At 75.1% G+C, this 13,694-nt stretch carries 11 protein-coding genes; 2 read left to right on the plus strand and 9 right to left on the minus strand.

Features of this window, described 5'->3' with window-relative positions; translation table 11 throughout:
- Nucleotides 1-19: 19 nt before the first annotated feature.
- From ABEA04_RS18460 to eno, 5 genes are read right to left on the minus strand one after another with little or no spacing between them, the layout of a single operon-like run.
- Nucleotides 20-724 (minus strand): uracil-DNA glycosylase, encoded by a 705-nt coding sequence (locus ABEA04_RS18460; RefSeq protein ID WP_345462151.1) that lies wholly within the window; start codon nt 722-724, stop codon nt 20-22.
- A complete protein-coding gene (locus ABEA04_RS18465; RefSeq protein ID WP_345462154.1) occupies nt 721-1,647 on the minus strand; it encodes a Ppx/GppA phosphatase family protein in 927 nt (308 codons plus the stop codon). Before ABEA04_RS18465 ends, ABEA04_RS18460 begins: the two co-directional genes overlap by 4 nt.
- Entirely contained in the window at nt 1,644-2,129 is a 486-nt protein-coding gene (locus tag ABEA04_RS18470; protein WP_345462156.1) for a DUF501 domain-containing protein, read from the minus strand. The genes ABEA04_RS18465 and ABEA04_RS18470 overlap by 4 nt, the downstream gene beginning before the upstream one ends.
- 46 nt (nt 2,130-2,175) lie before the next feature.
- Nucleotides 2,176-2,874 (minus strand): FtsB family cell division protein, encoded by a 699-nt coding sequence (locus tag ABEA04_RS18475; RefSeq protein WP_345462159.1) that lies wholly within the window; start codon nt 2,872-2,874, stop codon nt 2,176-2,178.
- Nucleotides 2,875-2,905: 31 nt separating this feature from the next.
- Nucleotides 2,906-4,183, minus strand: coding sequence for a phosphopyruvate hydratase (eno, locus tag ABEA04_RS18480; protein WP_345462162.1), 1,278 nt, complete (start codon nt 4,181-4,183; stop codon nt 2,906-2,908).
- Nucleotides 4,184-4,458: 275 nt separating this feature from the next.
- Between eno and ABEA04_RS18485 the strand changes: the two genes are divergently transcribed.
- Nucleotides 4,459-5,325 carry a zinc metalloprotease gene (locus ABEA04_RS18485; protein ID WP_345462165.1) on the plus strand — a complete coding sequence of 289 codons (867 nt, stop codon included), beginning with the start codon at nt 4,459-4,461 and terminating at the stop codon, nt 5,323-5,325.
- Between the two features lie 109 nt (nt 5,326-5,434).
- Nucleotides 5,435-6,343, plus strand: a complete 909-nt coding sequence (locus ABEA04_RS18490) for a hypothetical protein (RefSeq protein WP_345462168.1) — start codon at nt 5,435-5,437, stop codon at nt 6,341-6,343.
- Nucleotides 6,344-6,377: 34 nt separating this feature from the next.
- Here ABEA04_RS18490 and ABEA04_RS18495 read toward each other — a convergent pair whose 3' ends face one another.
- The 4 genes from ABEA04_RS18495 to ABEA04_RS18510 form a co-directional block, all read right to left on the minus strand.
- Nucleotides 6,378-7,676 (minus strand): MazG nucleotide pyrophosphohydrolase domain-containing protein, encoded by a 1,299-nt coding sequence (locus ABEA04_RS18495; protein WP_345462171.1) that lies wholly within the window; start codon nt 7,674-7,676, stop codon nt 6,378-6,380.
- Between the two features lie 31 nt (nt 7,677-7,707).
- Nucleotides 7,708-8,427: a hypothetical protein gene (locus ABEA04_RS18500; RefSeq protein WP_345462174.1), complete on the minus strand. Its 720-nt coding sequence runs from the start codon at nt 8,425-8,427 to the stop codon at nt 7,708-7,710.
- Nucleotides 8,424-11,975, minus strand: a complete 3,552-nt coding sequence (gene mfd / locus ABEA04_RS18505) for a transcription-repair coupling factor (protein WP_345462177.1) — start codon at nt 11,973-11,975, stop codon at nt 8,424-8,426. The genes ABEA04_RS18500 and mfd overlap by 4 nt, the downstream gene beginning before the upstream one ends.
- Nucleotides 11,976-12,126: 151 nt before the next feature.
- Nucleotides 12,127-13,515: a serpin family protein gene (locus ABEA04_RS18510; RefSeq protein ID WP_345462178.1), complete on the minus strand. Its 1,389-nt coding sequence runs from the start codon at nt 13,513-13,515 to the stop codon at nt 12,127-12,129.
- Nucleotides 13,516-13,694 lie beyond the last annotated feature (179 nt).

A 13,694-nucleotide genomic window follows, 5' to 3' on the forward strand; every position in this document is an offset into this window, starting at 1 on the left:
CTGGCTGACCCAGGGTGGATCAGGCGCCGATCATCGCAGCCGCGCGGCCGAGGACGTCGTCGAGCATCGGCTCGGTGAGGCGGCCGGTGAAGGTGTTCTGCTGGCTGGGGTGGTAGCTGCCGAGCAGCACGACGTCGCCGTGCGGCGCGCCGAGCACGGCCTCGGCGCCGTGGCCGAAGCGGGGCTTGGGGCGGGGGACGGTCCAGCCGGCGCGGCGCACGGCGCCGAGGGCGGCGTCCCAGCCGATGCCGCCGAGCGCGACGACGACCCGCAGGCTCGGGGCGAGCAGGGCCAGCTCGGCGTCGAGCCACGACGAGCAGCGCTGCTTCTCCTCGGTGGTCGGCTTGTTGTCGGGCGGGGCGCAGTGCACGGGGGCGGTCACGCGGGTGCCGCGCAGCGCGAGGCCGTCGTCGGCGCTGACCGAGGTGGGCTGGTTCGCGATCCCGACCCGGTGCATCGAGGCGTAGAGCCAGTCGCCCGAGCGGTCGCCGGTGAACATGCGGCCGGTGCGGTTGGCGCCGTGCGCGGCGGGCGCCAGCCCGACGACGAGCACGGCGGGCTGAGCGACGCCGAAGCCGGGCACCGGGCGGCCCCAGTAGGTCTGGTCGGCGAAGGCGGCTCGCTTCTCGCGGGCCACCCTCTCGCGCCACTCGACGAGCCGCGGGCAGGCGCGGCACTCGCTGATGCGCTCGTCGAGGGCGGCGAGCTCGGCCTCGGCGCTCATGCCATCGACCACGCGATGCCGTCGAGGATGTCGTGCTCGGAGACCAGCAGCTGCTCGGCCCGGGCGCGCTCGAGCACGCGCACCAGCAGCACGGCACCGGCCGCGATGACGTCGGCGCGGCCGGGGTGCATCCACGGCAGGGCGCGCCGCCCGTCCACCGTCATCGCCACGAGCCGCTCGACGTGCTCGCGCACGTCGGCGACCGCGAGCCGGACGCCGTCGAGGGCGGCCCGGTCGTAGGCCGGCAGACCGAGGACGCCGGCGGCGACGGTGGTGACCGTGCCCGCGACACCCACCACGGTGACGGCCACGGCCGGGTCCACCCCGTGCTCGTCGCCGGCCGCGTCGAGCGCGGCGTCGACGTCGGCGCGCACGGCGGCCAGCTCGGCGGCGGACGGCGGGTCGTGGGCGACGTGCCGCTCGTGCAGTCGCACCGAGCCGACGTCCATCGAGACCGCGGCGGTGGGCACCGACCCGTCGCCCAGCACCAGCTCGGTCGAGCCGCCCCCGACGTCGACGACGAGCACCGGCCCGGCCGTGGGGTCGATGCGGTCGCCGAGCCCCCGCACGGCGCCGGCGAAGGCGAGCGCGGCCTCCTCGGCGCCCGGGAGCACCTCGGGGTCGACGCCGAGCCGCTCGCGCACCAGGGCGGCGAAGACGTCGGCGTTGGCGGCGTCGCGGGTGGCCGAGGTGGCGCAGAAGCGCAGCCGCTCCACGCCGTGGTCGCGCATGATCGCGGCGTACTCCTCCAGCGCGGACGCCGCCCGCTCGAGCGCGGCGTCGGCGAGCCGGCCGGTGCGGTCGACGTCCTGGCCGAGCCGCACCATGCGCATCTCGCGGGCCTGCTCGCCGTCGGGCCCGGTGACGAGCAGCTTGATGGTGTTGGTGCCGCAGTCGACGGCCGCGAGCGGCGCCCCGGTCACGCCTGGACGCACGGCCCGCTCGCCCACCACTCCCCCAGCTCGTCGAGCACCTCGTCGCCGAGCGGGTTGACCCCGCGGCCGGCGGCCAGCGCGTGGCCGACGAGCGAGTGCAGGCACTTGACGCGGTCGGGCATGCCGCCGGCCGAGACGCCCGCGATCTCGGGGACCTCGCCCAGCGCGGTGCGGTCGGCGAGGTAGGCCTCGTGGGCGGCGCGGTAAGCGGCGGCGAGGTCGTCGTCCTCGCCGAGCCGCTGCTGCATCTGCGCCATCAGGCCCGACGCCTCGAGGGTGCCGATGCGCGACGCCGCGCGCGGGCAGGTCAGGTAGTAGGTGGTCGGGAACGGGGTGCCGTCGGGCAGCCGCGGCTCGGTGGCCACCACGTCGGGGTTGCCGCACGGGCACCGGTGCGCGACCGCGGCCGCGCCGCGCGCCGGCCGACCGAGCTGGGCGCGCACGGCCTCGGCGTCCTCGGGATCGATCACGGTCCCATCATCGGCCCCGCCGTCGTGCGCCGTGGAGCCCGGGTGGCTAGTCGGCGTCGGCGGCGTCGTCGTCGGTGGGGGCGCCCTCGGGGTCGCTGATGCGCTCGCGCGGCAGCGGGTCGGTGCGCCGGGGCGGGTCGCCGGCCACGAGCATGGAGTCCCAGGCGTCGTCCCACCACGGCGACGGCTGCTGGGGGTCGATGGTGGAGGGGTCGGTGAGCCGGCTCTCGACCTCGATGGGCTCGCCGTCGCGCAGCACCACGAACGGCTTCTCGCCGGGCATGACGTAGTTGAGCCGCTCGCGCGCCTGCTGCTCGACGTAGGCGGGGTCGTCGAGACGCTCCTTCTCGCGCTCGAGCGCCTCGATGGCCGCGCGGCTGTCGGCGATGCGCGCCTGCACGTCGTCGAGGTGCGAGCGCTGGTCGAGGTAGGCCCGCAGCGAGGAGGCGTAGGAGACCGCGAGCACGGCCACCAGGATCAGCAGCACCGCGGCCCGGCTGGTCAGCCGCGGCCGCGAGCGCCGGGGCGGCCGGGCGGGCTGCCGCGGCGTCGGGCGGGGACGGCGGCCGGTCGGCCCGCCGTCCACGACGCCCCTGGCGCCCCGCGCCTCGGTGGCCCCGCGCACCGCGGCGCCGGTCGAGGTGCTCGACGGGCGGGCCGGGCTGCGCCGCCCCCGCGACGCACCCGGCCGGGCGGGGCCGGTGCGTCGCGGCGACGGACGCGAGGGACCCGACTGCCGTGCCATGCCCGTCATCCTCCCCCGCGGGAGGCCCGGATCAGCGCACGAAACGCGGGAAGGCGCCGGCTCCGGCGTAACGGGCGGCGTCGCCGAGCTCGTCCTCGATGCGCAGCAGCTGGTTGTACTTGGCGACGCGGTCGGAGCGGGCGGGCGCGCCGGTCTTGATCTGGCCGCAGTTCGTGGCCACGGCGAGGTCGGCGATCGTGGTGTCCTCGGTCTCGCCGGAGCGGTGGCTCATCATGTTGCGGAACCCGGCGCGGTGGGCGAGGTCGACGGCGTCGAGGGTCTCGGTGAGCGAGCCGATCTGGTTGACCTTCACCAGCATGGCGTTGGCGTTGCCGCCGTCGATGCCGCGCTGCAGCCGCTCGACGTTGGTGACGAACAGGTCGTCGCCGACGATCTGGATGCGGCTGCCGAGCTGGTCGGTGAGGGCCTTCCAGCCGTCCCAGTCCTCCTCGTCGAGCGGGTCCTCGATCGAGACGATCGGGTAGGCGTCGACCAGGCCGGCGTAGTAGGCGACCATCTCGTCGCTGCTCTTCGGGGTGCCCTCGAAGGTGTAGGTGCCGCCGTCGGCGAACTCGGTGGCGGCGACGTCCATGGCGAGCGCGATGTCGGTGCCGAGCGTCTGGCCCGACGCCTCGACGGCCTCGGCGATGAGGTCGAGCGCGGCGCGGTTGCTCTCGAGGTTCGGCGCGAAGCCGCCCTCGTCGCCGAGCCCGGTCGAGAGGCCCTTCTTCTTCAGCACCGACTTCAACGCGTGGTAGACCTCGGCGCCCGAGCGCAGCGCCTCGCGGAAGGTGGGGGCTCCGATCGGCGCGACCATGAACTCCTGGACGTCGACGTTGGAGTCGGCGTGGGCGCCACCGTTGAGGATGTTCATCATCGGCACCGGCAGCACGTGCGCGTTGGGGCCGCCGACGTAGCGGTAGAGCGGCAGGCCGGCGGAGTCGGCCGCCGCCCGGGCGACGGCGAGCGAGACGCCGAGGATGGCGTTGGCGCCGAGCTCGGCCTTGTTGGGGGTGCCGTCGAGGTCGATCATCGCCTGGTCGACCAGGCGCTGGTCGTCGGCGGCGAGGCCGATGACCGCGGGGGCGATGCGGTCGAGCACCGCCTCGACGGCCTGGCCGACGCCCTTGCCGAGGTAGCGGTCGCCGCCGTCGCGCAGCTCGACCGCCTCGAAGGCCCCGGTGGAGGCGCCGCTGGGCACGGCGGCCCGGGCGAACGCCCCGTCGTCGAGGAGGACCTCGACCTCGACGGTGGGGTTGCCGCGCGAGTCGAGGATCTCGCGGGCGCCGACGGCTTCGATGGATGCCACGGGGGTGCTCCTGGGGTCTGGGGACGGTCTGGGACGGTCTGGGCTCAGCGGTCTGACGGGCGGTCCCAGGCTAGTGACCGGACGACGTCCGCACGACCGCGGCCCGTCTGGTGGCCGCCACCCGGAACCCTCCGCACCCGGACGGCGACGACAAGGGTTCTCCCCCTACCCGCGGGTCACCTGCCCTCGGCACCGTGGTGGGGCCGGTCCGGGCCGCGGCGCCACGCCGCGGCCGGACCGGCCGTCATGGACCGAAAACCCACAAGGAGATCCCCATGAAGCACCCTCGCCGTACCTCGATCTGCCTCGCCGCCGTCGCGGTCGTCGCCGCCGGCCTCGGCGGTGGCCTGACCCCCGCGGCGTCCGGCGCGGACGACACGTCGGGAGGCAAGAGCGGCGTGGTCAAGCCGGGCTACGACATCCCCTCCTTCCAGGAGTTCAAGGCCGACACGTTCCGCGACAAGGACGGTCAGTGGATCGTCAACGGCGACGAGGCGCTCGGCAGCCTGGAGGAGCTGCGCGCCTACTACGGCCGCATGGTCAACCACGCCGACGGCAAGGGCGGGCCCGAGAACGGCCTGATCGTCAACCAGGACGGCTTCGGCGACGACGTGTGGAGCGCCTCGCAGGCCCAGAACCTCACCTACTGCGTGAGCAACTCCTTCGGCAGCTCGAAGACCACGGTGGTCAACGCGATGGCGCAGGGTGCCGCCCTGTGGGAGAACGCCTCCTCGAGCGTGAACTTCACCTACGTCTCCTCGGCCGACAGCAACTGCACGACGAGCAACAACTCGGTGCTGTTCTCGGTCGAGCCCACCAGCACCAACCAGTACATCGCCCGCGCGTTCTTCCCGAGCTCGGGCGACTACGAGCGCAACGTGCTGGTCAACCCGACCGCGCTGGTCAGCTCGGGCTGGGCGCCCAGCAACATCCTGGGCCACGAGCTCGGGCACACGCTGGGCTTCCGCCACGAGCACACCCGGCCCGAGGCCGGCGGCGTCTGCTTCGAGGACAACAACTGGCGCCCGCTGACCGCCTACGACTCGAACTCGATCATGCACTACCCCCAGTGCAACGGGACGTCGGACGACCTCAGCTTCTCGGCGGACGACGCGACCGGCGTGGCCGAGATCTACGGCTGACCGCACCGCTCCACCTCACGCCCGGCCCCCGGCGAGCACTCGCTCGTCCGGGGGCCGGTGTGCGTCCGGACGACGGTTCGCCGGCGCCGCCCGTGGGCATGCGGGGGGCGTGCCCCGCTCCCCCGTGCGTCGTCCGCCCGCCCTCGTCGCCGGGGTCGCCGGCGCCGTCCTGTGCCTGACCCTCGCCGGCTGCGGCGACGACCCGGACGGCGACCCCGATGCTCCCGCCGCTCCCGACGACACCGGCGCCCCGGCGGCGACCGGCTCCTCCCCCACCGAGGCCGCGTCGCCCGACTGCCCGACCGAGCTCGACGAGTCGGTGACGCTCGAGGCGGACGCCGACGGGGTCGCCGTGGTCGACGGCACCGTCGTCTACGACACCTTCGACTCCGTCGACCTGCTGCGCGACGGCACGGTGACGCCGCTGGTCGAGGACCTCGACGACCCCGAGGTGCTCGGTGCCGTCGACGGCGACGTCGTCGTCCTCACCGGTCGTGGCCCCTACGAGGTGCTCCGCGTCGCCCTCGACGGGACGACGGTCTGGAGCGTGCCCGCCCAGAACGGTGCCGAGCTGCTCGCGCCCTACCCGGTCGTGGAGGTCGACGACGCGTTCGTCGACGCCGCCACCGGCGAGCCCACCGACCCCGGGCCGGCCGACCCCGACACCCGCCCGCTGCTGGTGACGTTCGACGGCGCCGACCTGCTGCGCAGCGGCGTCTCGGCCACGCGCACGCTCTACCAGGACCCCGAGACCGGGGCCGCCGCCGTCACCGACGCCGCCGGCGGCGACCCGGTCGGGATCCAGGCCGACGAGTACGCCGCCCTGTGCGGCGACCTGGTCTACGCCCGCACCGGGCTCACGGTGAGGGTCCTCGACGTCGCCGACGGCGAGCCGCGCGAGGTGACCGCCGTCCGGCTGTCAGAGGAGCCCGACCAGACGCTGTTCCGGGTCGGCGACGGCTACGCGTCGTTCACCGTGGGCTCGCGGACGGTGCTGCTGAGCGACGACCCGCTCTGACTGCCTGATCGCGCGACCGCCTGACAGCCGGCGCTCAGCCGGCGGCGGCCAGCCGACGGCGGACGGCGTCGCGCAGCGCCTGCTCGGGGTCGACGCCGCGCTCGTTGGCCTGCGCGACCAGCCCGAGCAGCCGGTCGCCGAGCGCGTCGGCGGGCGGGAGGTCGAGGGCGCGCTCGAGCAGGTCGAGGACGACGCCGCCCACCGCCGCCGGGTCGACCAGCTGGTGCAGGTGGCCGCCGGGCAGCGTCGCGACGGGCCAGCCGTGGCCACCGGCCTGCTCGCGCTCGTCGGCGTAGCCGTCGCCGAGGGCGAGGTAGGCCGCGGGCGCCGTCGTCCACCCGTCGGGCACGGGCACGGTCGAGGCGAGGTAGGCGAGCGGCAGCCGGCGCTGCTCGGCCTCGACCGCGGCGCGCGTGGCCGGGTCGGGCAGCAGCGCGGCCACGGCGTCGTCGTCCCACCACGCCGTCCACGGGGGCAGCACGTCGTCGGGGCCGGCGAGCGCCCGTACCCGGTCGAGCAGCCAGGGCGGCGCGAGCGGCGTGCCGGCCGCGACCCCGCCCTCGCCGTCGGCCAGGGCGGCGTCGACGTAGACCGTGGCGCGCACGTCGAGGCGCTCGGCGAGCAGCGGTGCGAACAGCCCGGCGTTGCTGTGCACGACGAGGACGACGGCGCGTCCGGCGGCCGCGGCGAGCACGGACTCGACCACGCCGGCGGGGGTCGGCGGGTGGGCGGTGGGGTCGGCCACCACGACCTCGTGGCCACGGCCGCGCAGCCACCACGCCACCGGGCCCCAGGTGGCCGGGCCGAGCAGCGGGCTGGGCACGAGCAGCAGCACCGGGCCGTCGGCGGTGCCGTCACCCTCGCCCGAGCCGCCGCGACCGGCCCGCTCGAGCCGTTCGAGCACCTTGGCCGCGCGCAGCAGCGCCGGCAGCGTCACCGCGATGCCGTCGGCGACGTCGCGGCGCTCCCGCTCGCCGGCCTTGACCGACTCCCACAGCTCGTTGACCGCGGCCGGGTCGGCCGCGACCTCGGCGTCGCCGAAGACGTGCGGGTTGCGGCGCCGCATCTTGGCCACGATGCCGGAGGCGACGTCGTCCAGGGTGAACGCGCCGGTCTCCTCGGCGATGGCGGCGTGGAAGTAGACCTGCAGCAGCAGGTCGCCGAGCTCGTCGCGGACGTCGGCGGCCGTGCCGGTCTCGATCGCCTCGGCGGTCTCGTGCGCCTCCTCGATCAGGTAGCGCACCAGCGAGCGGTGGGTCTGGGCGCGCTTCCACGGGCACTCGGCCCGCAGCCGGCGCATGACCTCGCGAAACTCCTCGAGGGGCTCGCTCACGCGGCGCTCACGGCCGGGCCGAGGTGGGCCGTCAGCCGCAGCGCTGCTCGGCCGGCAGGCCCGAGACGTCGTCGGGCGCGGCGCTCGAGACGGGCACCGACAGCTGCGCGGACTGGTCGACCGAGTCGTCGACGATGTTGCCCTCGTCGTCGATCGAGAGCCGGTACTGCGGGTTGATCTGCACGTCGTGGCTGCTCAGCCACTCGCGCAGCTCCTGCTCGCCGCGCGTGCCGGAGTCCTGGTCGACCGGCTCCTCGTCGGTCTCGTCGCGCAGCAGCGACTCGCCGATCGAGATCAGCCCGTTGCGCACGTAGGCGCCGGCCTCCTCGGACAGGCGGACGGCGTCGGCCTGCTCGGGCGTGGCGTCGACGTACTGCAGCGCGAGCTGGTTGTCGATGTCGGCGACGTCGGCGTCGTACTGGCTGCGCATCGCGATGCCGGTCTCGTCGAGCATCTGCTCGACGGCGGCCCGCTGGATGAGCTGGGCGGTGATGCGCTGCCGCAGCGAGGAGCGGGGCGACTCCTGCGCCCCCGCCGCCGGGTTGTCGGCCAGGAAGCTGCAGCCGTTGGTGGCGGCCTCGTCGACGGTGCTCGACTCGACGCTGACGTCCTGCACGCGGGCGGCGGTGCCGGGCGCGGGCTGGGTCTCGGCGACGCCGCACCCGCTGAGCAGCACGGCCGCGGCGAGCCCGGCCAGGCACGCGGCGGCACCGGTCGGACGGCGCAGAACAGACGGGGTCACGCGGGTCACGCGGCTGGCTCCTTCGGGTCGAGGACGCTGTCGATCACGCCCCGCGCCCATTCAAGCAGGGCCACGCCCTCGATCGGGCGGCCGGTGGCGCGGGGCTGGCCGGGCCGCGGCACGAGCACCGTGCCCAGCTGCTGCTTGACGATGGACTTCGGGTAGAGCCGCTGCAGCCGCACCTGGCGCGACTCGGGCAGGCTCACCGGGGCGAACCGCACGTTCTTGCCCGCGATGGTGACCTCGCCGATGCCGGCCTGCCGGGCCCGGGCCCGGAACCGGGCCACCAGCTGCAGCGCCACCACCTCGTTCGGCGGCTCGCCGTAGCGGTCGACGAGCTCGTCGGCGATCTGGTCGACGTCGTCGTCGCTGCGCACCTCGGCGAAGCGCTTGTACATCTCCAGGCGCAGCCGCTCGGAGGGGATGTAGTCGTGGGGCAGGTGGGCGTCGACCGGCAGCTCGATGCGCACCTCGTCGAGCTCGTCGTCGACCTCGCCCTTGAAGTCGCGCACGGCCTCGCCGACCAGCCGCACGTAGAGGTCGAAGCCGACGTCGGCGATGTGACCGGACTGCTCGCCGCCCAGCAGGTTGCCCGCGCCGCGGATCTCGAGGTCCTTCATGGCGATGGCCATGCCGCCGCCGAGGTCGGAGTGCTGGGCCAGGGTGGCCAGCCGCTCGTGGGCGGTCTCGGTGAGCGGCTTCTCGGCCGGGTAGAGGAAGTAGGCGTAGGCCCGCTCGCGGCTGCGGCCCACGCGCCCGCGCAGCTGGTGCAGCTGGGAGAGACCGAGGGTGTCGGCCCGCTCGATGAGCATCGTGTTGGCGTTGGAGACGTCGAGCCCCGACTCGACGATGGTCGTGCACACCAGCACGTCGAAGCGCTTCTCCCAGAAGTCGAGCATCACCTGCTCGAGCTGGTGCTCGCCCATCTGGCCGTGGGCGGTGGCCACGCGGGCCTCGGGCACCAGCTCGCGGATGCGCGCGGCCGCCTTGTCGATCGACTGCACCCGGTTGTGGATGAAGAAGACCTGGCCGTCGCGCAGCAGCTCGCGGCGCACCGCGGCGGTGACCTGCCGGTCGTCGTAGGCGCCGACGTAGGTCAGCACCGGGTGCCGCTCCTCGGGCGGGGTGGTGATGGTCGACATCTCGCGGATGCCGGTGACCGCCATCTCGAGCGTGCGCGGGATCGGCGTCGCGCTCATCGAGAGCACGTCGACCGAGGTGCGCAGCCGCTTCATCTGCTCCTTGTGCTCGACGCCGAAGCGCTGCTCCTCGTCGACGATGATCAGCCCGAGGTCCTTCAGGCGGATGTCGGGGTTGAGCAGCCGGTGGGTGCCGATCACGATGTCGACGCTGCCGTCGGCCAGGCCCTCGCTGACCTCGCGGGCCTCCTTCTCGGTCTGGAAGCGGCTCAGGCCCTTCACCACGACCGGGAAGCCGGCCATGCGCTCGGCGAAGGTGCCGAGGTGCTGGGTGACCAGCAGCGTGGTCGGCACGAGGACGGCGACCTGCTTGCCGTCCTGCACGGCCTTGAACGCCGCGCGCACCGCGATCTCGGTCTTGCCGTAGCCGACGTCGCCGCAGACCAGCCGGTCCATCGGGACGACCTGGCGCATGTCGCCCTTGACCTCCTCGACCGTGCTCAGCTGGTCGGGGGTCTCGGTGAAGGGGAAGGCGTCCTCGAGCTCGCGCTGCCAGGGCGTGTCGGGGCCGAAGGCGAAGCCCTTGGTGGCCTGGCGGGCGGCGTACAGCTTGATCAGCTCGGCGGCGATCTCACGCACCGCCTTGCGGGCGCGGCCCTTGCGCTTGGCCCAGTCGGCACCGCCGAGCTTGTCGAGGCTCGGCGCCTCGCCGCCGACGTAGCGGGTGACCTGGTCGAGCGCGTCGGCCGGCACGAAGAGGAGGTCGTTGGGCGCGCCGCGCTTGCTGGAGCCGTACTCGAGCACGAGGTACTCGCGGGTGGCGCCCTGCACCTCGCGCTGGCGCATCTCGACGAACCGCCCGACGCCGTGCTGGCCGTGGACGACGTAGTCGCCGGCCTTGAGCTCGAGCGGGTCGATCTGGCGCTTGCGACGCGCCGGCATGGCACGCATGTCGCGGGTGGAGGCGCCGCGCTGGCCGGTGATGTCGTCGCCGGTGAGCACCGCGATGCGGGCGGTGTCGTCGACGAAGCCGTGCACGAGCGCGCCGCAGGTGACGGTGACGACGCCGGGCTCGACCGCGCCGTCGGCGCCCGAGCCGGTCGAGGGGTCCTGCAGCCGCGCCGGGACGTCGCGCTCGCCCAGCGCCTCGACCAACCGCTTCGCCGGCCCGTGGCCGGGGTGGACGGCGACGACGTGCCAGCCGTCGGCCCGCCACCGCTCGAGGTCGGTCATCGCCTGCTCGACGTCGCCGTGGTAGGTCGGCGCCGGCGTCGCGGGCAGGACGACGTCGTGCTCGACGTCGGGGCCCTGGGGCGCGTCGAGGCCGAACGGGCTGAGCGCCCACCAGGCCAGCCCCCGCCCGAGCGCGTGCTGCCGGACCTCGCCCAGCTCGCGGAAGGACGCCGCGCCCAGGTCGATGGGGGCGGTGCCGCCCCCGGCGGCCGCGGCCCAGCTGGCGCCCAGGAACTCCTCGCTGGTGGCGTTGAGGTCGTGGGCGCGGGTGCGGACCCGCTCGGGGTCGAGGACCAGAACGTGGGTGCTGTCGGGCACCAGGTCGACGAGCAGCTCCATCTCGTCGACCAGCACCGGGGCGAGAGACTCCATGCCCTCGACGGCGATGCCGGCGGCGATCTTGTCGGTGAGCTCGACCAGCTGCGGGTGGGCGCGGCCGAGCTCGGCGGCCCGCGCGCGCACCTCGTCGGTGAGCAGCAGCTCGCGGCACGGCGGGGCCCAGACCCGCTCGGCCTTGTCGAGGGTGCGCTGGTCGGCGACCGAGAACGAGCGGATCTCCTCCACGTCGTCGCCCCACAGCTCGACGCGCAGCGGGTGCTCCTCGGTGGGCGGGAAGACGTCGACGATGCCGCCCCGCACCGCGAACTCGCCCCGCTTCTCGACCAGGTCGACGCGCGAGTAGGCCGCCCCCGACAGGCGGGAGGTGAGGTCGTCGAGCGAGACGGTGTCGCCGGGTCGCAGGTCGACCGGCTCGAGGTCGCCGAGGCCCCTGACCTGCGGCTGCAGCACCGAGCGCACCGGCGCGACGACCACCCGCAGCGGGCCGGTGGCGCCGTCGTGGTCGGGGTGGCGCAGCCGCCGCAGCACGGCCAGCCGGGTGCCGACGGTGTCGCTGCGCGGGCTCAGCCGCTCGTGCGGCAGCGTCTCCCAGCTCGGGTAGTAGGCCACGGCGTCGCGTCCGAGCAGGTCGCCCAGCTCGGCCACCAGCTCCTCGGCCTCGCGGCCGGTGGCGGTGACCACCAGCACGGTGCGACCGGCCTCGGCGAGGGCGGTGGTGACGAACGGCCGCAGGGCGCCGGGCCCGGTCAGGTCGAGGGTGGGCTCACGGCCGTCGCGGGCGCGCTCGGTCAACCGCACGTAGGGCGGCGAGGCGAGCACGAGACGGGCGAGGTCGGGCAGCGACAACGAGGGCTCCGAGGCGGGTCGAGCAGCGGGTGCAGCGGCGGCAGGGCAGCGCGAACGCCCCACGCCGCGGACGACGGGGGCTCGCGTCCTCGAGTCTAGGAGCCCGCACCGACATCCCCCATCCGTGGCGGGCCGGGGCCGGGTGCGGCCCCTACTCCCCCGCCGTCGGGTCGTCGACGCGGCCGAGGAACAGCGGCGTGCCGTGCTCGACGTCGTGGACGACGAACAGGAACGGCCGGTCGACGGTGAACGGGCGCGGGGCGGCCGGGGCCGAGGTCGCGCCGACCGCGACCGCGGTGGCGGCGGCCGCCTCGGTGCCCTCCTCGTCGACGGCCACGAAGACCTGGTGCAGCACGCCCGAGACGAACAGCCGCTCCTCGGTCGTCATGCCGGTGAGGTCGGCGCGGCCCTCGTCGAAGGCGTCGGTGACGCCCAGGCGCCGCAGCGGCTCGACCAGGCCGGCGCCGGTGCGGAACGTGAACGACGGCATCCGCACGTCGACGGGCTCCGTCGTCCCGGCCTCGAGGTAGCGGGTCAGGCCGCCGGCGGCGACGTCGGCCTGCACGTCGGCGAGCCGGCCGGCGTCCGGGAGCACCACCGTCATCGCCGTGGTGCCGCCGGCGTAGGGCAGCCGCACGGCCTGCCACCCCTCACCGCGCGACCACGCGACGTCCACCGGCTCGGCCGACCGCATCATCGGCACGCCGACCGTGCTGCCGTCGGGCCGGGTGAAGTCGGCGTCCTCGGTGAGGCCGGCCGAGAACGGCCGCTCCCACGGGGCCTCGAGGTACAGCGTGTTCACGAGCACCAGCCGCGTGAGCGCGTCGACCGCGCCCGCCGGGAGGATCTCGGGGATCTTGTCGCGGGTGCGCTCGGCGGTCCACGCGTTGACCGCCTGCCGCGCCGCCTCGGTGTCGCCCGCCCAGTCGACGGTCTGCAGCGCGGCGCCGTACTGGGCGGCCAGCACGTCGAGAAAGGCCTGCTCCCAGGCGGTGCCGCGCTGGCCGAAGAGCCCGTTGGCGGCGTCGAGCACCAGCTCGGTCGGGGTGCCGTCGGCCTTCTCGACCTCGCCGGTCTGCCCCTCCACCTCGGCGGTGAGGGCGTTGAGACCGCCGTTGAGCCGCCCGACGTCGAGGCCGTCGTAGAGGCCGAGCAGCTGCTCGAGGGTCGCGCCGCGGGCGCCGTTCAGGGTCAGCGCGAGCGCCACCAGGACCGAGTAGGGCGAGATCGCGAGGTTGCCCGGCTGCTCGCCCAGCAGCCCGAGCAGCGCGCCTCCGGTCGACCGCAGCGCCGCGACGACGTCGGAGACGGCGTCCGCGTCGCCGTCGGCCCGGGGCACGTCGGCGGCCACCGGCTCGACGTCGACGCCGCCGGGCATCGGCTCGTAGCTGCCCTCGTGGCGGGCGCCGCCCGACTCGCTGCCGCACGCGGCCAGCGGCGCGGCCGCGGTGACGGCCAGCGCCGAGAGGGTCAGCAGGCGCAGCGCGCCGCGCCGGTCGATCGGGTGCCGCGGACGCACGGGCTGCCTCGGGGTGCTCATGCCCGTCTGACGCGCCGGCGCCGGGCGCGGGTTCCCGCGCGTGGCCGGCCACGCGCGCGGCACCACTGCTTGTGACTGCCGGACCCTTCCGTCGCCGGGCCCCTCGCCTCTGTCGGCGAGCGGGTCTAGGGTGCCGCAGGTCGCGATCCCACGCGGCCGACTCGTACGCAGGAGCACCG

Source organism: Nocardioides marinquilinus (genome assembly GCF_039543705.1).
Classification (GTDB): domain Bacteria; phylum Actinomycetota; class Actinomycetes; order Propionibacteriales; family Nocardioidaceae; genus Nocardioides; species Nocardioides marinquilinus.

Coding starts and splice junctions, on each gene's coding strand:
- ABEA04_RS18460 (WP_345462151.1), bottom strand. CDS start 724: ATGAGCGCCGAGGCCGAGCTCGCCGCCCTCGACGAGCGCATCAGCGAG.
- ABEA04_RS18475 (WP_345462159.1), bottom strand. CDS start 2,874: ATGGCACGGCAGTCGGGTCCCTCGCGTCCGTCGCCGCGACGCACCGGC.
- ABEA04_RS18485 (WP_345462165.1), top strand. CDS start 4,459: ATGAAGCACCCTCGCCGTACCTCGATCTGCCTCGCCGCCGTCGCGGTC.
- ABEA04_RS18510 (WP_345462178.1), bottom strand. CDS start 13,515: ATGAGCACCCCGAGGCAGCCCGTGCGTCCGCGGCACCCGATCGACCGG.